General features: G+C 63.2%; 15 protein-coding genes, 1 tRNA gene and 1 pseudogene. 5 read left to right on the plus strand and 12 right to left on the minus strand.

The annotated features are described in order from the left end of the window. Positions 1–215 precede the first annotated feature (215 nt). The gene (locus tag EN818_RS12655; protein ID WP_245454703.1) at positions 216–2,618 is read left to right on the plus strand and encodes a DNA translocase FtsK; all 2,403 of its coding nucleotides are present in this window, start codon (positions 216–218) and stop codon (positions 2,616–2,618) included. 57 nt (positions 2,619–2,675) lie between these two features. On the opposite strand, the gene yihA is transcribed toward EN818_RS12655, so the two are convergent. The 5 genes from yihA to rpmH all read right to left on the minus strand — a co-directional run bounded on the left by yihA (position 2,676) and on the right by rpmH (position 6,653). Continuing rightward, a complete protein-coding gene (gene yihA / locus EN818_RS12660; protein WP_280952434.1) occupies positions 2,676–3,311 on the minus strand; it encodes a ribosome biogenesis GTP-binding protein YihA/YsxC in 636 nt (211 codons plus the stop codon). A gap of 32 nt (positions 3,312–3,343) precedes the next feature. Then, a complete protein-coding gene (locus EN818_RS12665) occupies positions 3,344–3,982 on the minus strand; it encodes a CatB-related O-acetyltransferase (protein WP_095805181.1) in 639 nt (212 codons plus the stop codon). Positions 3,983–4,317: 335 nt separating this feature from the next. Beyond that, a complete protein-coding gene (gene yidC, locus EN818_RS12670; RefSeq protein WP_095805180.1) occupies positions 4,318–6,135 on the minus strand; it encodes a membrane protein insertase YidC in 1,818 nt (605 codons plus the stop codon). 13 nt (positions 6,136–6,148) lie between these two features. Continuing rightward, the gene (rnpA, locus tag EN818_RS12675) at positions 6,149–6,502 is read right to left on the minus strand and encodes a ribonuclease P protein component (protein WP_095805179.1); all 354 of its coding nucleotides are present in this window, start codon (positions 6,500–6,502) and stop codon (positions 6,149–6,151) included. Positions 6,503–6,518: 16 nt separating this feature from the next. Next, the gene (rpmH, locus tag EN818_RS12680; protein WP_008833937.1) at positions 6,519–6,653 is read right to left on the minus strand and encodes a 50S ribosomal protein L34; all 135 of its coding nucleotides are present in this window, start codon (positions 6,651–6,653) and stop codon (positions 6,519–6,521) included. A gap of 249 nt (positions 6,654–6,902) precedes the next feature. On the opposite strand from rpmH, the gene EN818_RS12685 reads away from it, so the two are divergent. Together EN818_RS12685 and EN818_RS12690 are read left to right on the plus strand one after the other, a co-directional pair. Next, positions 6,903–8,396, plus strand: a complete 1,494-nt coding sequence (locus EN818_RS12685) for a HAMP domain-containing sensor histidine kinase (protein ID WP_095805178.1) — start codon at positions 6,903–6,905, stop codon at positions 8,394–8,396. Positions 8,397–8,551: 155 nt separating this feature from the next. Continuing rightward, positions 8,552–8,628 (plus strand) — tRNA-Arg (locus EN818_RS12690). Positions 8,629–8,737: 109 nt separating this feature from the next. Here EN818_RS12690 and EN818_RS12695 read toward each other — a convergent pair. Next, positions 8,738–9,358 (minus strand): TetR/AcrR family transcriptional regulator, encoded by a 621-nt coding sequence (locus EN818_RS12695; protein ID WP_245454702.1) that lies wholly within the window; start codon positions 9,356–9,358, stop codon positions 8,738–8,740. Between the two features lie 138 nt (positions 9,359–9,496). Here EN818_RS12695 and EN818_RS12700 point away from each other — a divergent pair, with 138 nt between their 5' ends. Then, complete coding sequence (locus EN818_RS12700) at positions 9,497–9,925, plus strand: hypothetical protein (RefSeq protein ID WP_245420304.1); 429 nt, start codon at positions 9,497–9,499, stop codon at positions 9,923–9,925. A gap of 199 nt (positions 9,926–10,124) precedes the next feature. After that, a complete protein-coding gene (locus EN818_RS12705) occupies positions 10,125–11,897 on the plus strand; it encodes an SLC13 family permease (RefSeq protein WP_095805175.1) in 1,773 nt (590 codons plus the stop codon). A 382-nt stretch (positions 11,898–12,279) separates the two neighbouring features. Here EN818_RS12705 and EN818_RS34425 read toward each other — a convergent pair whose 3' ends face one another. From EN818_RS34425 to EN818_RS12730, 6 genes and pseudogenes are all read right to left on the minus strand, one after another. Continuing rightward, the gene (locus tag EN818_RS34425; protein ID WP_348631410.1) at positions 12,280–13,512 is read right to left on the minus strand and encodes an ATP-binding protein; all 1,233 of its coding nucleotides are present in this window, start codon (positions 13,510–13,512) and stop codon (positions 12,280–12,282) included. Between the two features lie 171 nt (positions 13,513–13,683). Continuing rightward, positions 13,684–13,842: pseudogene (locus EN818_RS34310) on the minus strand (ATP-dependent Clp protease adaptor ClpS); the annotation flags it as partial. Positions 13,843–14,075: 233 nt separating this feature from the next. Further along, positions 14,076–14,438: a VOC family protein gene (locus EN818_RS12715; RefSeq protein ID WP_095805173.1), complete on the minus strand. Its 363-nt coding sequence runs from the start codon at positions 14,436–14,438 to the stop codon at positions 14,076–14,078. Between the two features lie 234 nt (positions 14,439–14,672). Continuing rightward, positions 14,673–15,491, minus strand: a complete 819-nt coding sequence (locus tag EN818_RS12720) for an FkbM family methyltransferase (protein WP_095805172.1) — start codon at positions 15,489–15,491, stop codon at positions 14,673–14,675. Positions 15,492–15,669: 178 nt separating this feature from the next. Next, entirely contained in the window at positions 15,670–17,328 is a 1,659-nt protein-coding gene (locus EN818_RS12725; RefSeq protein WP_095805171.1) for an FAD-binding dehydrogenase, read from the minus strand. Between the two features lie 40 nt (positions 17,329–17,368). Beyond that, positions 17,369–18,355 carry a Gfo/Idh/MocA family oxidoreductase gene (locus EN818_RS12730; protein WP_095805170.1) on the minus strand — a complete coding sequence of 329 codons (987 nt, stop codon included), beginning with the start codon at positions 18,353–18,355 and terminating at the stop codon, positions 17,369–17,371. Positions 18,356–18,572: the final 217 nt, after the last annotated feature.

The following is an 18,572-nucleotide window of genomic DNA, read 5'->3' on the forward strand; positions in this document are numbered from 1 at the left end:
GTCAGTTCTTCATCCTATGGTCTGCCCACGTCGCTTCGCTCCTTGCTTCGCCTAGGACGACGTCGACAGATCAAGCACGGTGTCCGGGCAATGGCACGCGCTCTCCTCGTTCGAAAATTGGCTCGTGGATCAGCCTGTTGGCCGAGCCGATCGGAAGAGCTTGTTAACCATCGCTTCCTATGTCTCGGGACCTGTTCCTTTGAAGAGTCCCGAGTATGACTTCCATGCGCTTTTCCCGTGCCAATCCTCCCGGTGTTTCCACGGACGGCAATGACGATTTCCGCCGTCCGCAAGAGGCGCGGCGCCACAGCGCGGCTTCGCCGCAGGGAGAGGTCGTCCCGCTGCGCACGGCGGTCGGAAGCGAATCGCATACCGCCTCGTCCGATTCGCCTGGCGGCGAGTTCGGCGGTGCCGCCTGGCAGCAATATTTCTTCCTCGCCCCCAATGTGCGGTTCACCCGCACGCCGGATTGCGACAAGCGGCCTGCGCCACAGCCGGACGATGAGGCGCCAGCCAAGGCGGCCGCCACCGCCGCTGATTCCCTCCGCCCCGCGACGCCGGCTCAGGCTACCAATCCAGTCAGTGCAACTCCCGCCGCGGCTTCCGCCGCTGCAGCCGGGCCGCCGTGCGCGGTCGCCGCGCCCGCGCAGAAGCCGCAGCCGAAAATGCGTTGGTCCTATCTTTCCGATCATGCGTTTTTCGAGTTCAGCATGCCTTTCCTCGCCGAGCGCCTGGCGCGGGCCCGCCTGAACGAACCGGCGCGGCCTGTCGCTGCCGCAACGGCGCATCCTTCGGCGCAGCCGGGCCCCGCGCGCTCCGTCTCCAGCGGAGAGGCAACCTCGCTCTACCGCGTCATCGAATGGCGTTCGAACGGGTCGGCCGCAAGCCCTGCTTCGGTGACGCCCCCGGCCGGCGCGCCCGCCGTTCTCCCGGCCGACCATGAGGAGGTTGCATCGCGCGCCCCCGCAGCGGCAGCCGTTGTGCCGGTTTCCGAGACAAAGCGCGCCCGGCCCGCGAAGCCGGCGCCCTCCCTGCCTGTCGCCGGCAAGGCGGTGCCGGCGGCCGTTTCGGAGGGCTATGCGCTTCCTTCCGAGGAATTGCTGCAGATGCCGCCGGAAGGCCAGGGCTTCTACATGTCGCAGGAGCGGATGGAACAGAATGCCGATCTGCTTGAAAGCGTGCTGGAGGATTTCGGCGTCAAGGGCGAGATCATCCACGTCCGGCCGGGTCCGGTCGTCACCCTCTACGAGTTCGAGCCGGCGCCAGGCGTGAAATCCAGCCGCGTCATCGGATTGGCCGACGACATCGCCCGTTCGATGTCGGCCGTCTCGGCCCGCGTTGCCGTGGTGCCGGGCCGCAACGTCATCGGCATCGAACTGCCCAATGAAACGCGTGAAACGGTGTATTTCCGCGAGCTGATCGAATCGCCCGGCTTCCGCAACACGTCCTGCAAGCTGGCGCTGGGCCTCGGCAAAACGATCGGCGGCGAGCCGGTGATCGCCGAACTGGCCAAGATGCCGCATCTGCTGGTCGCGGGCACCACCGGTTCGGGCAAGTCGGTCGCCATCAACACCATGATCCTGTCGCTGCTCTACCGGATGAAACCGGAGGAATGCCGCCTCATCATGGTCGATCCCAAGATGCTGGAACTGTCCGTCTATGACGGCATTCCGCATCTGCTCACGCCCGTCGTCACCGATTCCAAGAAGGCGGTCACCGCGCTCAAATGGGCGGTGCGCGAGATGGAGGACCGCTATCGCAAGATGGCGCGCCTCGGCGTGCGCAACATAGACGGATACAACCAGCGCGCCGCGACCGCCCGCGACAAGGGCGAGACCGTCGTCATGCAGGTGCAGGTCGGTTTCGAGAAGGGCACCGGCGAACCGCTGTTCGAGGATCAGGAGATCGACCTCGCGCCTATGCCCTACATCGTCATCATCGTCGATGAGATGGCCGACCTGATGATGGTGGCCGGCAAGGAGATCGAGGGCGCCATCCAGCGGCTGGCGCAGATGGCCCGTGCCGCCGGCATTCATCTGATCATGGCAACGCAGCGCCCCTCGGTCGATGTCATCACCGGCACGATCAAGGCCAATTTCCCCACCCGCATCTCTTTCCAGGTGACCTCCAAGATCGACAGCCGCACCATCCTGGGCGAGCAAGGGGCCGAGCAACTGCTCGGCCAGGGCGACATGCTGCACATGGCCGGCGGCGGGCGCATCGCGCGCGTGCATGGCCCCTTCGTCTCCGACCTCGAGGTCGAGCACGTCGTTGCGCATCTGAAGGCGCAAGGCCGTCCCGAATACCTTGATACGGTCACTGCCGAGGAGGAAACGGAGGAAGAGACGGCCGATACTGGCCCGGTCTTCGACAAGGGCTCGATCGACGCCGAGGATGGCGACGGCCTTTTCGAGGAGGCGGTCAAAGTGGTCAAGCGCGACAAGAAATGCTCGACCTCCTACATCCAGCGCCGCCTCGGCATCGGCTACAACCGCGCCGCCTCGCTGGTCGAGCGTATGGAGAAGGAAGGCTTGGTCGGCGCCCCCAACCATGTCGGCAAGCGTGAGATCCTGACCGGCCGGCGCGAGCCTGCGCCGGAACGCGACGAGACGGATTGAGCAGGGCGTGGATCGGGCGAGTGGAGTCCGATCCAAAGATGGCCGCAGGAAGGGTCTTCAGCCGCCGTTCGCCACCAGCGCGATCGCCGCGCGCAGCTCCTCGAGCCCTGCGGCTTTTTCCGAAGAGGTCGCCAGAACCGCCGGAAACGCCGCCGGCCGCTTCCTGATCTTGGCCAATGTCTCCTCGATCAGCTTCGGCACGCCCGCCGCCTTGATCTTGTCGGTCTTGGTCAGCACGATCTGGTAGGACACCGCTGCCTTGTCGAGCAGCGACAGCACTTCCTCGTCCTTGGCCTTGATGCCGTGGCGGGCGTCGATCAGCACATAGACGCGCTTCAGCGTCACGCGCCCCTGCAGATATTCGAAGATCAGCTTCGTCCAGGCGTCGACCTTGTCTTTCGGCGCGCTGGCATAGCCGTAGCCCGGCATGTCGACCAGCGCCATCGGCGGCAGGTCGGCGCCTTCGCCGGAGAATCCGTCCGGCACGAAATAGTTTAGCTCCTGCGTGCGACCCGGCGTGTTGGAGGTCCGGGCCAAGCCTTTGTGGCCGACCAGCGCATTGATCAGCGACGACTTGCCGACGTTGGAACGGCCGGCAAAGGCGATCTCCGGCGGCCCTTCCGGCGGCAGGAACTTCATCGAAGGCACGCCGCGGATGAAGATCCACGCGCGGCTGAACAGCTCCGGACTTATCGCAGTTTCGGTCGTGGTTTTATCCTGCGCGTTCAAACCGCGGCCTCCAGCATTGAAATGTCGGCGCCACGGATGGCGTCGAGGTTGCGGCCGATCTTGTCGACCGGCCAATCCCACCAGGCCGCCTTCAAAAGCCGTCGCACCGTAAAATCGTCGAAGCGCATCTTTACCACCTTGGCCGCGTTGCCGGCGACGATCGCATAGGGCGGCACGTCGTGCGTGACAACCGATTTCGCGGCGACGATGACGCCGTGGCCCACCTTTACGCCGGGCATGATCACCGCATCCATGCCGATCCATACGTCGTTGCCCACGATCGTGTCGCCGCGGATCTCCTTCGACCATGTCTGCGGGTCGAAACCTTGCTCCCAGCCATGGCCGAAGATGTTGAACGGATAGGTCGAGAAGCCTGACATCGCGTGGTTGGCGCCGTTCATGATGAAGCGTGCGCCCTCGGCGATGGCGCAGAATTTGCCGATGATCAGCCTGTCGCCGATGAAGGGGTAGTGATGCAGCACGCATTTTTCGGCGAATTTGTCGGGACCGTCGGGGTCGTCATAATAGGTGAAGTCGCCGACCTCGATGTTGGGCGCGCTCACCAGTCCTTTCAAAAAGCCGACGCGCGGATGCATCGGGATCGGATGCTTGATATTGGGATTGGGTCCGGTCATCGGCTGGCTCCGTCCACCCTTGCAGGGGATGGAGCTTATAGCGATGCGCGACCGGTGGTCTACCTGGCGCAGACAGGCGCGATGAGTCGGGATCCCGCGAAGCAGCGCGGGACCCCTGCCGCACGGCCTCCCAAACACCGGCGACGCTGCGCCGGAAGCCGTCGCGGCCTTAGTGGGGAGGACTGGAAAGCTACGAGAGATGGCGGGCCGGAGTTTCAGCCAAGGCTATTCCAGCATGAGTAATGTCGTCCGTGCGGGAATTGCCTCGAGGAAGCGACGACAGCAAAAACCCCGGTCGAGCCGGGGTTCTTGCAATCGAGGTTCTCGGGGGCCGGCTACTCCGCCGGCGATGGTTTCTTGCGAAAGATCGCCGCCAGATTGTCCCACAACTCGATCTTGGCGCCCTGGCGCTTCATGATCACGCCCTGCTGTAGGATCGAGAGCAGGTTGTTCCAGGCCCAGTAGATGACCAGGCCGGCCGGGAAGCTGCCCATCATGAAGGTGAAGACCACCGGCATCCAGGTGAAGATCATGGCCTGGGTCGGGTCCGGCGGCGCTGGGTTCATGCGCATCTGCAGGAACATGGTGATGCCCATCACCACCGCCCAGGCGCCCATATGCGGCAGGAAAGCCGGAGCCGCGAAGGGTAGCAAGCCGAACAGGTTGAAGACCGACGTCGGATCGGGCGCCGCAAGGTCATGGATCCAGCCGAAGAACGGCGCGTGCCGCATCTCTATGGTGATGTAGAGCACCTTGTAGAGCGAGAAGAAGACCGGGATCTGCAGCGCCACCGGCCAGCAGCCGGCCAGCGGATTGATCTTCTCCGTCTTGTAGAGCTCCATCATCGCCTGCTGCTGCTTCATCTTGTCGTCCGCGTATTTCTCGCGGATCTCGAGCATCTTCGGCTGCACCTTCTTCATGTTCGCCATCGACGCGTAGGACTTGTTGGCGAGCGGGAAGAAGATGGCCTTGACGATGACGGTGGTGGCCAGGATGGCCAGGCCGAAATTGCCGAAGAATTTGTACAGCGTGTCGATCAGCCAGAACATCGGCTTGGTGATGAAATAGAACCAGCCCCAGTCGATCAGCAGGTTGAACTGGCGAATGTGCCGGTCAGCCTCATAAGCGTTGATCTTGGCGACTTCCTTGGCGCCGGCGAAAATCTCCGTCTCGACAGTCGCGGACTGGCCGGCGTCGACATTGATCGCGTCGGTGAGGAAGTCGGACTGATAGCGGTGGCGCCCGTCCTCGAAAAACCCGTAGCGCGGCTGGAAGGGCTGCTTCTCGGTCGGCACCAGGGTGACGGCCCAGTATTTGTCGGTGATGCCCAGCCAGCCGTCGGTCGACTTGCCTGGCTTGACTTCCTTGTCCTTTTCGATCGCCGCGTATTTGTATTCCGTCAGCCCCTCCGTCCCCGTGACGCCGATCAGGCCTTCATGCAGCACATAGGTGCTGGCGACGGCAGGCTTGTCGTAGCGTGTGACGCGCCCATAGTTGAACAGGCTGACGGCAGCGGTTCCCGAGTTCTGCACCGTGTCGGACACGGTGAACATGTAATCATTGTCGACCGAGATGGTGCGCTTGAAGGTCAGGCCCTTGTCGTTGGTGAAGGTCAGCGTCACCGGCGACGATGCCGTCAGCGTCGGATTGCCGTCGACGCTCCACACCGTGTCGGCGCCCGGCACCGTGCCGGTCTTGTCGCTGCCGACGAAGCCGATCTCGGCGAAATAGCCGGTGGGCAGCGCCTGCGGGTTGAGCAACTGGATCTCGGGCGAGTTCTTGTCGACCGTCTCGGTGTAGTGCTTGAGCTTGATGTCGTCGAGGCGCGCGCCGGTCAGGTTGATCGAGCCCTCGAGGCTCGGCGTGTCGATCCTGATGCGCTTCGTCGCCGCAATAGCCTGGTCGCGGCTGGCCGCCGTGACGGCTTCGCCGCCCGGCGCGTTGGGGATGGCGCCCGGCGCCGGAGCCTGCGTCGAGGCGGCGCCGGAATTGGCGGTGCCCGCGTCCTTCTTCTGCGCCTCCACGCGCTGCTGCTCGATACGGGCCGCCTCGCGCTGCTGCTCCATTTTCGGGTTCATGTAGAACACCTGCCACAGCGTCAGGATCAGCACCGACAGCGCAATGGTGATGAAGAAATTGCGGTTGTTTTCCATCGAAAGCCTTGGCCTATCGTGTGCCGCGCAGCCGGCGGGAAAGTTCGGCCTTCAACTGGCCGAACGGAATGGCGAGCACGTCTTCGCGCCCGACGATGACATAGTCATTACCGGGCGCCATGTCATCGGCGGCATGGACGCGCACGGCTTCCCTGAGCCGCCGCCGGACGCGGTTGCGCACCACGGCGTTGCCGACCTTCTTGGTGACGGTGTAGCCGACGCGTGGCGCAAGCTGGTCGCCGCGGTCGAGAACCTCGACGAGAAAAAGCCGTCCGCGGCGCTTTTCGCCGCCGCGCACAGCTAGGAAATCCGCGCGTTTCAGAAGCCGCCCGGGAGTTTGTCCCTTTGGCTTGCCGGTTGCGGGCAACGATCTCGTCTTTCGTTCAGGCGCTGAGCCGCTTGCGGCCGCGGTTGCGGCGGGCAGCAACGACGCCGCGGCCACCCTTGGTAGCCATACGGGCACGGAAACCGTGCCGGCGCTTGCGGACGAGTTTGGACGGTTGGTAGGTACGCTTCATTTGTTTTAATACCGCGGCGTGCGGCCCTTCTTGATTCTGTCACTGTGTAACAGGAGCTTCGCCGGACCTTGGGCGCGATCGAAACCGCGCCGGACGAACGGCCCGAGCGTGAGCGGGCTTATAGAAAGAAGGTTTTTGGAAGTCAATCCGGCCCCGCGGCGGGGAATTTTTCATAACGCCAGGGACAAAATTGGAAAAAAGCCGCAAATCGCATAATCTTGGCGATCAAGCCTTCGTGAAGACCGCGTCATGACCAGCGAAGCTCTGCCCACGGATGAAAAGCAACGGCTGCCGGCGGCAAACGCGGCGCGCCGGGTGCCGCTGTCGCGCGGCCTGTCGACCAAGCTTCTGCTGCTCACCATCGTCTTCGTGCTGCTGGCCGAAATCCTGATCTTCCTGCCCTGGATCGCCAGCTACCGTGTGAGCTGGCTGAAGGAGCGGCTGAACACCGCCGCCGCGGTGTCGATCGTTTTGCTGCAGGGCGAGCCCAACTCGCTGTCGCATGCCGCCCAGAACGACGTGCTGATGGCCATCGGCGCCAGGGCGATCGCGGTGCGCGACGGCGGCGTCTCGCGGCTGTTGGTCGTGGCCGACATGCCCCCGCAGGTCGACGAGCATATCGACATCGCCAATGTCGGGCTGGTCAACGGCATGACCGGGGCGCTCGACACGCTGTTCTTCGGCGGCAATCGCATGCTGCGCGTCTTCGGTCCGGTCGGCGACAGCGACAAGGAATTCGAGCTGATCATGCCGGATTACAGCCTCCGCAATGCGATGCTGCGCTATTCGCGCAACGTCGCCGTCGTCTCGCTGCTGATATCGCTGTTCACCGCCATGCTGGTCTATGCCTCGATCGACCTCATCATGATCGGGCCGATCCGCACCATGACGCGCTCGATCCTGTCCTTTTCCGAAGCGCCCGACGATCCCGGGCGCATCATTCGTCCCGCTGCCCGCGCCGACGAGATCGGCGTCGCCGAGCGCGAGCTGTCGCAGATGCAGGAGCGGCTGCAGAAGATGCTGTCCGAGCAGAAGCATCTCGCCGACCTTGGGCTGGCGGTCTCGAAGATCAACCACGACATGCGCAACATTCTGGCCTCCGCCCAGCTGATGTCGGACCGCCTGCGCCAGGTGAAGGATCCGACCGTGCAGTCCTTCGCGCCGAAGCTCTTGCGCGCGCTCGATCGCGCCGTCGCCTATTCGGAGGGCGTGCTCGCCTATGGCCGCACCCAGGAGCCGGCGCCGTCGCGCCGCCGCCTGCGGCTGCGCCAGCTGGTCGATGATGTGCATGGCCTGCTCGACATCGAGGAAGGCATCGAGTTCATCAACGCCGTCGAGCTCGCCTTCGAGGTCGACGCCGATTCCGACCAGCTGTTCCGCGTGCTCACCAATCTTTGCCGCAACTCGGTGCAGGCGATGGCCGCCGACACCGAGAGCGCGGTGGTGCGCCGCTTGGCGGTCTCGGCCGAGCGCGTCGGCAGCGTCAGCCGCATCACTGTCACCGATACCGGCCCCGGCCTGCCGCCCAAGGCGCGCGAGAACCTGTTCGCGGCCTTCCGCGGCTCGGCGCGCAGCGGCGGCACCGGTCTCGGCCTGGCGATCGCCCATGAGCTGATCCGCGCCCATGGCGGCACGGTCGAGCTCGTCGAATCGATCGGCGGCCGCACCACCTTCGCCGTCACCATTCCGGATCAGCCGGTGCGGCTCGACCAAGCGCGAGGCAGTCTGCGCCGCCCGGCCTGAGGTGTGTCGACCTGATCCGCGCCGCCAAAACGCCTGCTACAAAACTTTTGCCGGATCGGCTTGCTTTTCCGGAATTCAGTCGTTAGGGAACACGTCTCGTCGCGTCCGGTCGTCACGATCGGATCGCGGGGCTTGTGTCATCCACGGCCTGTTGCGCGCCCGTAGCTCAGCTGGATAGAGCACCAGACTACGAATCTGGGGGTCAGGAGTTCGAATCTCTTCGGGCGCGCCATTTCGTTTCCAACTCGTCGAGTTTGTTGGCGGACGACCTTCTAGATTTGCTCTCATTGCGAACGCTGAACGCCGCCGATTGCGGCGCTAATTCCAGGTGAGGCGCCTCATCATTTGGCGATCTCCCTTATGAAGAGGTGAAGCGTGTGCCTCATTGCCTCCGAGGGAGGCTCGGCGACATGCCACTCCGGAAAATGGCCGTCGATCGCCATTCGTGCCAGACCATAGACCAGAGCCCGCGCGCCAAGCAGGAGGTGATCGAAATTCAGGCCGCTCGAAATCTGCCCCTGCACGCGCGCCTCGGTCAGCAGTTCGACCATCAGATGACGAATGGCATTGTTCTGCTCACGCAGGCTGTCGGATGAATCGAAATCGATCAGTGTTCGGGAGCTGAGGATCTCAAAATGCGTGGGATTGGCGAGCGCCCACCGCAAATAGCCGTGGCCGATAGCCTCGAAAGCCGTCAGGGGGTCGCAGCCGCCGGCATTTGACTGAGCTTCTGTGACCGCTTCGGTCAGTCTGCCCATGGCCTGCTCCGCTACCGCAGTCATCAGAGCCGTCTTTGAACGGAAATGGCGAAACGGAGCTCCGGGCGAAACACCTGCCCGCTTGGCCGCTTCGCGAACGGAAACATGCTCGACGCCCCGTTCTTCGATGATCTCTACCGTCGCCGCGACGAGAGCCTCGACCAAGTTCCCGTGATGATAGCGTCTGGTGCTTTCCTTGCTCATCTGATGGTTCGCATCCATGCGGGGACGGCTATCACAGAATAGCGATGTAAGCACCGATTATTTTCCTTGCGCCCGGATGCGCACGAATGTAATCGATGATTACAATATAGGAGGTTCCCAATGCTTCGTTCCATCTCGATGGTCGGCTTTGCATTCACGGCGCTTTGCCTGGTGACCGCGCAAGCGCAGGAAGTTCCGACGCTGGAAATCGTCTGGCCTCAAGCCGAGACTGTGGTCCGGTTGAGCAGCGATCCGGAAGGCGTGATCGGTGTCGTCGTGAAAAGCAACTTCGCGCTTCTTCCTGCCGGGCAATGTGGAGCGAACCGTCAATGCGGCCACATACACATGAAGATCGATCCCGAGGGCAACACATGCAACATTCCTGGCCGTCCCTACAACAGCATGAACAGCGACTTCGGCGGTGATCTGATCAAGGCGCGCTTCGGCCATTGCCCCAGCCCGACCGGTAGGCACGTCATCGGCATTCTGCTTGCAGACGATCGTCACCAACCAATCCTTGCGGATGGCAAGCCGGTCACCGCTCTGGTCGAGGTGACAACCGAATAGATGCAGCGGCTTGAAGTCAGAGGCAGGGGTCTTCCTGTAAGCTGACGATCGCAGGCGACTGCGCTTGAGGCCGGGTTGAGCCGATCGGCCATCCCGCCGGTGGCCGTTCGGAACGGAGGCTGGCAGGGCCGTCGACAGCCAAAGCAACGAAAGGGCAGTCTGGGCGTTCTGATCAGCCGCTTAGCGGAGCATCCGAAGAATGACCACGCCGCAAATTCTGTCGTTCGCCGTCACCTTCGTGATGATGGCAGCGTTCGTGTGGGGTCGCTATCGATATGATCTCGTCGCGGCGGCGGCACTCCTGCTTGCTCTCGCCGTTGGCATTGTGCCCTTCGACGAAGCCTTCAGCGGCTTCAGCGACGATATCGTGATCATCGTCGGCAGCGCTCTGCTGGTGAGCGCAGGCATAGCGCGCTCGGGCATCATGGAAGTTGCCATCGAGCGCTTTGCTCCGAAATTGTCGGGTGTTCGGTCGCAACTGGCGCTGCTGGTGATCGTGGTGACCTTACTGTCTGCCTTCGTCAAGAATATCGGTGCGCTGGCCATCATGATCCCGATCGCCTTTCAGTTCGCGCGCCGATCCAGCATTTCACCGTCGATATTCCTGATGCCGATGGCGTTCGGATCACTGCTCGGCGGTCTCATGACGCAGGTGGGAACTTCCCCCAACATCGTTGTGTCCCGAGTGCGAGAGGAGTTGACCGGAACCGCGTTCACCATGTTCGACTTCGCACCCGTCGGAGCTGCTGTAGCCGTCGCAGGAATGATCTTCCTGCTGTTCTTCTATTGGCTGGTACCGGCGCGCGAAAAGCTCGGCGCGGCGCTGAATGAAGCCCTCGACATCAGGAATTACCTCACAGAGGCTCGCATTGTCAGCGATTCCACCGTGCTTGGGAAAACCGTCGCCGACCTCATAAAACTCGCCGGCGGCGATGCCGTCGTGACATCGATCTTGCGCAATCGAACTATGCGGATGACGCCGCTGCCCGATGCCGTCCTGAAGGAGAATGACATCCTGTTGCTCGAAGGCGACCCGGCGGCGCTCGATCGCCTTGTCTCGCAGGGTAAGCTAAGCGTCACCGGGGATCGGGTGGATGAGGACGCCACCACCGGCGAAAGGGTAGCTATCGAGGCCGTAATCGGCGAAAGCTCCTCGTTGATCGGCTGGACCGCGCAGCGCCTTGCCCTTTACGATCGCTTCAATGTCAATCTGCTGGCCGTCAGCCGCCGCGGCCAGCGCCTCGACCGCAGGCTCGCCAAAGTCGAACTCAGGCTCGGCGACGTCGTCGTGTTGCAGGGCAACGCAGCGACAATGCCCGAGATCCTGCGCGAATTCGGCTGCCTGCCACTGGCGGAAAGGCCGATCCTTCTTGGCAGCGTCCGCAAAGGCGTCGTGCCGGTAGCAATCCTTGCTCTGGCGATGGTGGCGACGGCCTTTGGTCTGCTGCCTGTTTCCGTCGCCTTCTTTGCGGCGGCGGTGGGGATCGTGCTTTTCCAGGTCATCCCGCTGCGGGACGTCTACCAATCGCTGGATGGTCCCATTCTCATCATGCTCGCCGTGCTCATTCCGGTGAGCGACTCGCTGCGCAGCACAGGGGCGACCGGACTGGTTGCCGGAGAACTAGCCCAGCTCGCGAGCATTCTTCCAGCGCCCGGCGCACTGATGCTCATCCTTGTCGCCGCCATGGCCGTCACGCCATTCCTCAACAATGCCGCCACCGTTCTTGTCATGGCGCCTGTCGCCTCAGAATTTGCCGGCGATCTGGGCTACAGGCCGGAAGCATTTCTGATGGCGGTCGCCATCGGCGCCGGCTGCGACTTCCTCACTCCGATCGGACACCAGTGCAACACCCTCGTCATGGGGCCGGGAGGTTACCGTTTCAGTGACTATCCGCGCCTGGGACTGCCGCTGTCGTTCCTGGTCATCATTGTCGCCGTGCCGATGCTGACGATCGTGTGGCCGATGAACTGATCAGCGAAAAAGCAGACGGCGAATCCCAGGGTCAGCGCCGCGGCGGCCATCAAATCCGCGACAAGATAGGGGATCGCATCCGCGGCGCGGCAATGGCTGTGAAAGCGGCCCGACTGTTCCGTTTCGAATACGCGCCGACCATCACGGCAAGTCTTGGGAGCAGATTCTCGTCGGGCTCGATGAGCGGCTTGCCAACGGTCGATAAGCGACTGAGAGATCGCAACGAGGGGCCTGTGCTTGTGGTTGGGAGATCGACGAGATCAAACGTCCGGACAGTTCAAGGTGGAGCTGGGATCTCCTGCTCTATCGAACCTGGTTGTTCCGCCGCGGCAGCGAATGGGTCGCCCGTCGCCAGCCCGTTATTGGTCACCGCTCGGCAACGTCATGGCTCCTCGGCTGCTCCGCCAAGCAGCTTGACGTTGAGCCGGCCGCCCGTGAACAGCATGTCGTCCAGGGCCTCGGCGAGGTCCTTGGAGGTGACGGCCTCGCCGTCGCCACGCATGATGCTCGTTTGCGCGGTACGGCGCATCAGCTCCTTGATGAACGCGGCGCTGACGCCCTTCGTGCGCATAACGGCTTCGTTCACGATCTTGTCGGACAGTTTCAGGCCGCCGCCGTAAAGGCGGACCAGCTTCTCCCGGCTGCCGTCGTCCGGCAGCGGCACCTCGATGGCCTGATCGATACGCCCCGGCCGCGCTGTAAGCGCAGCTTCCAGTTGTTCGGGCCGGTTGGTGGTCAGGATGAACAGGATGTCGGCGTTGTCCTTCAATCCGTCCATCTCGTTGAGCAGCGCGTTGAGGAGAGACTCTTCGCACGGGCTCCCCATAGTCTCGCGGTCGCGGGCAATGAGGTCCACGTCCTCGATCACCACCGTAGCCGGCTGCAGCAGCCGCGCAAGCGTCATATAGTGCGACAGCAAGCCCATCTGGCCGGCCGTTATGATGAGCGTCGTATGGCCGGGCAGGTTGGCGGCGAGATAGCGAATGGTGTGCGTTTTGCCGGTGCCCGGCGGCCCGTAAAGCAGGATGCCCTTGCGTGTCGATTGCCCAAGTCGCCTCAGGGCTTCCCGGCTCTCGATGAACCGGATCACGTTGCGGTCGAGAAGCTTCAGGGTGCGTTCCGGCAGGATGACCGCCTCGCGCGGAACTTGCGGCAAGCGATGCACCATCACGCCCTTGGAGCGGCCGCTATAGTCGCTTTCGGTCTCGAGCGAGAGAACCTTGCCGCGATAGGAGCGCGCGGCATTGATCGCGGCCTCCAGCTCCGAAAAGCAGCGGTTCACCAGCGCCACGCCGCCCTCGCCGGCCGGCATGGCGATCTCGACGCAGGTTCCGGCCTCGCGGCCGTACTCACGGTGAAAGGACAGCACCACCGCGTAGGGCAGGTCCTGGTCGCGATTGAGCCACAAGCCGTTGGTGAGACACCTTATCGGTTCGTCCTCGCCGATATCGACATCCTGGTATTGCGCCGCCGAGATGGTGACCGCGTACTGTCCGTCTTTTGTCAGCGCGGCATAGGTCAGCGTCTCGTAGCGGTGTTGCTCGTAGAGGCCGAAGAAGCGAATGGGCGAGGTCGAGAACAGTTTGTCGAGCGCGACCTGCACGTCGGCGCGCATATGGCCGGGAAACTGGCGGGACGTCGCGACGATCTCGTCCTGCGCCAGTCCCGCGAAATGCCAGGCGATGGCCTCATAGGCATATTTGAACTTTCTGTCGCGCAAAGTCTGTGCCGGAGGACCGTCCTTGGACGTGGTTTCGCTTCCGCCGGCAGCGGTCGTGATGCGAAGCGGGTGGCCGGCTGCCTTGATGCGCTGCTGCGCCGTATCCAGCATCGCCTTTGCGACGGCGACAGGATAGCTGCCGCACACCGCCTTTCCCTGCTGCGTCACTATTGCGGCAAAGGCTTCAGCCTCCGCCTCCGATCGGTCGAAGATCGAGCGGACGAGGTCGACGACGAACGGTCACGGAGTCTCATCGTCGTTGTGGATGACAAGCTGCAAATTGGTCGCTTCGGCAGGGCTGTCGCGCAAGGGAAGAGCTCATCTGTCAGACTTCTTCAGGCCGACAATACTGCGCCACGCTGCATGAATTGTTAATGACTTGGTGGCTGAACAGCCGGGTGCTTCGGCCTCGCTGGGAGGCAGCGGCTCCAAGCAAACTAGACAGGCAGAAGCATCACTTATGTCTTGAATTCAAACAGCTCGATCAGATTGCCCGAGGGATCTTCCAGGAGCCTGGCGCGCCCGGCTCCCGCCTCGCTGATTTCTCCTCTGAAGTCTGCCCCGCCGGTGTTCAGCCGGCCGACGAGGCCATCCAGGTCTTTCGTGACGATCATGAACCGGTTCCACCCGCCAGGCTCCGGATCGCCGCCCGCAGTTCCGCCACTGCCCGCACCCGGGGCGCTCAAATAGAGCGTCAGATCGTCACGAACAAGCGCTGCGAACTTGCCGGGATTGTGCATGTTCACCGAGAAATCGAGCTTGTCGCGATAGAATGCGACGGATTTATCGACGTCCGTCGCAATGTATCGGATGGAGGCCATTGTGCGCGCACTCCGTCTTCACCGCCGCGGCTGATGTCCAAACGCACAGACCTGCGTCGCGTTCCAGGGGGAAAGAGCCGCGAAAATTCGATCGACTGCATGGCGTCAAGAGTGCCGCGCCTTGTCGTCGATCGGTAGCCTCCAGACGCGCCGAAGAAGTCTCGGTGCTACTAAAGCGCGCCGGCTGAAGCCGCTTCAGCGCGACGCGCTTTTGGACACAGTCTGGACGGTCTTTCATCCGGCTCTCCGCCGTGAGGTTTTGGGGGTCAGCAATTCCGACGCTATGAAGATCAGGTTCTCGCCGCTCACAAGGCTGTCGATGCTCCTTTCGGTCAGCGATGCGTAGACGAACGAGAGGCAGCCGCGGCCGGGAAACAGGAAGTCGTGCGGCTCCACAATGATGCACGGCGCATCCCTGAGCAGCTTGCCGCAGTCACGCGTGACCTCCCGCTCCGCACCTTCGATGTCCATTTTCAGGATCAGCAGTTTGGCCTTGGGCACCTTGGCAAGCAGGCTCTTCAGGGTGATCGAAGGCACACCTTGGCCTTCAGATACGGCGCGTGCCCATGAGGGGCGATCGGTGTTGACCAGTGCAACCTGGCCGTCGTGGCGCCACAGTGCGCCGTAGACCGACACGATCTGCTCCGATTCGGCGCAGTTCGAAATCAACGCTTCGAAGGCCCGGCGGTCCGGCTCGACAGCCATCACCAGGGCATCAGGATACTTGTCGCTGAAGAAGATTGACGAGTAGCCGACATTGGCGCCGGCGTCGACAATCACAGGGACGAAGCCTTTTCTTCGCCACTCCTTCGCGAGGCGGTTGAGCGCGTTCTGGCCCGCTTCGCCGATCTGGTATTCGCAGTGCCCGAAGACCTGCGAGATCACGAACAGGTCGCTGTCGGTGGGCCTGACCAGCAGGTCATGTCCACCGCAACGGACTTTCATGGGCGCTCCGATGCCCAACACACGGCGGAGCAGTACCGAGATCGATTTCTTCCACCCGATGGCCCGCGCGAGGCCCTCAATATGATAGAGCTTCGAGTAGTAGCTCACCTGAATTTTCAATCCTCCACCATGCCAAGGGCGGTCGGGCGCCCGATTGACCCAGCAGACGGCGCGTTAGATCGGCGGCACCGAACTCACGTTCGCAAACACTTATGCGCTTTTGCTAATGTTAGGAACACAGCCATATGGTGGAGCTTGGCGGCATCCATTCGGAATCTTCGCGGGTTCACGCCGCAGCGCGTGCCGCCGCCCGCCCGGCGCTGCGGCCGGAAAAGATGCAGCCGCCGAGGAAGGTGCCTTCCAGCGCCGCATAGCCATGCACCCCGCCGCCACCGAAGCCGGCGGCTTCGCCGACAGCATAGAGTCCCGGCACCGGCTCGCCCTCGGCATCGAGCACGCGGCTGTCGAGATCGGTCTGCAGGCCGCCAAGCGTCTTGCGGGTGAGGATATTGAGGCGCACCGCGATCAGCGGGCCGTTTGCCGGATCGAGCATCTTGTGCGGTTTGGCGGTGCGGATCAGTCTGTCGCCGAGATAGGCGCGCGCGCCGCGCAGCGCCGTCACCTGCATGTCCTTCGAGAACGGATTGTCGAGCTGTCGGTCGCGGGCGCGGATCTCACGCTCCACCTGCGTAACCTCGAGCAGCGGCTCGCCGCCGGCCAGCGCGTTCATCCGCGCCACCAGTTTCGGCAGCTCGGCCTCGACGATGAAATCCTCGCCTTTTTCCATGAACGCCCTGACCGGGCCGGGAATGCCCGACGTCGCGCGGCCGAGCACCTGTCGCCAGCTTTTTCCCGTAAGATCCGGGTTCTGCTCCGAGCCCGACAGCGCGAACTCTTTCTGGATGATCTTTTTCGTCAGGATGAACCAGGAATAGTCATGGCCGGTTCTCATGATGTGGCTGAGCGTGCCCAGCGTGTCGAAGCCCGGATAGAGCGGCACCGGCAAGCGCCTGCCGTGTGCGTCGAGCCAGAGCGACGACGGGCCTGGCAGAATGCGAATCGCGTGATCGGTCCAGATCGGCGCCCAGTTTTTGATGCCCTCGACGTAATGCCACATGCGGTCGCGATTGATGATCGAACCTCCGGCGGCTTCGGTGATCGCCAGCATGCGGCCGTCGACATGGTCGGGCACGCCGGTGATCATGCGCTTGGGCGCTGGGCCCAGCCGCTGCGGCCAGTTCTTGCGCACCAGCTCATGGTTGCCGCCTATGCCGCCGGAAGCGACGATCACCGCCTGGGCGCCGAGCTCGAAGTCGCCGGTCACTTCCCGCGAGCTCTTGCAGCCGCGCCCGACGCTGCTTGGTTCGAGCATGTCGCCGCGCACGCCGGTGACGACTTTGCCTGTCCGCGTGATCTCGCTGACCCGGTGGCGGAACCTGAACTGCACGAGCCCGCGCTTTTGTGTCTCGCGCACGCGCTGCACGAAGGGCTCCAACACACCGGGCCCGGTGCCCCAGGTGACGTGGAAGCGCGGCACCGAATTGCCATGCCCGACGGCATTGCCGCCGCCGCGCTCGGCCCAGCCGACGACGGGGAAGAATTTCAATCCCCTCTCGACCAGCCACGAGCGCTTCTCACCGGCGGCGAAGCCGACATAGGCCGCCGCCCATTGGCGCGGCCAGAAATCCTCAGGCCGGTCGAAGGCGGCGGTGCCCATCCAGTCCTCGAGCGCCAGATCGTGCGAATCGCGGATGCGCATGCGCCGCTGTTCCGGCGAATCGACGAGAAAGAGCCCGCCGAACGACCAGAACGCCTGGCCGCCCAGCGACTGCTCCGGCTCCTGGTCGACAATGATGATCTTCCTGCCGGCTTCGGCGAGCTCAACCGCGGCGACGAGCCCGGCCAGGCCTGCGCCGACAATGATGACGTCAGCGTCGTCAGCCATCTTCTCCTCCCCTCAAAGATGCCGGCAGATCGATTCCGAGTCAGACCGGCTCCCAGCCGTCCCTTTCGCCGGCGCGGAAGATGGCGTCGATGACCTTCTGGTTGAGCACCGATTCCTCCAGCGTGAAAACGCGGTCCTTGCCGCCCTGGGCTGCGCGCACGAAGGCCTCGCATTCCAGCCGGTATTGCTGCGTGCCGGGGAAGCGGAAGACCTGCGCCTCGGTGTGGTTCTGGTTGTGCAGTTCGATGCGGTGGTGGTCGTAGAGCCCGGCATTGAAGGGCGAGAGCACCTCGATGAACCCCTTCTCGCCGTGGAACACCATCACCTGCCGCGCTGCCAACTGCGTCGACAGATAGAAGGACAGCTCGAAGTCGCCGAAATCCGCGCGCACCGAGGAATAGATATCGGTGCCGAAGGTCTTGTCACGCTCGATGTTGGCCTGGATGCGCACCGGCTCCTTGCCGGTCGAAAAGCGTGTCGACACCGTCGGATAGACTCCGATGTCGGGCAGGGCGCCGCCGCCGAGGTCGAGCTTGTTGCGCATGTTGTTGGGGTCGACATTGTAGTAGGAGAACGCGCCCTGCACATGACGCAGCCGGCCGATGGCGCCGCTGGCGATGAGATCGCGAACCTTGATCCATTGCGGGTGGTAGACGACCATGAAGGCCTCGCAGACCAGCACCTTGTGTTGGTCACGCAGCTTGATCAGCGGCGCGATGTCCTTGGCATCGAGCGCCAGCGGCTTCTCGACCAGCACGTGTTTGCCGGCCTCGATGGCCTTCGCCGTCCATTCGACATGCTGCGAGGTCGGCAGCGGAATGTAGACCCCATCGACGACCTTGGATGCGAGCAGCTCTTCATAGGAGCCGAAGGCATGCGGCGCGCCGAAGCGGTCGGCCAATGCCCGCGCCTTCGCCAGGTCGCGGCTGGCGATCGCCGACAGCACGCCGTTTTCCGAGTCGACGATCGCCGGCAAAAGCTGCTCACGGCCGATCTTGGCCGTCGACAGAACACCCCATCGGAACATTGTGCTTCTCCATGTCGATTAACAGGCGACGAGGTTTGCCCGAAATCGCTGGAAAAGCCAATGCGGGACGCCGGTCACAAAGCACCTTCGTCATCCTCGGGCTTGACCCGAGGATCCATTCCGTGACTTCGGTAGCAGGGTGGAGCGGTGCAGAATTCTGTAATTGTTGCAACGCCTTAGCGTCACAGCATGGATCCTAGGGTCTACGCGCGTCGCT

Source organism: Mesorhizobium sp. M3A.F.Ca.ET.175.01.1.1 (assembly GCF_004791945.1).
Lineage (GTDB): Bacteria > Pseudomonadota > Alphaproteobacteria > Rhizobiales > Rhizobiaceae > Mesorhizobium.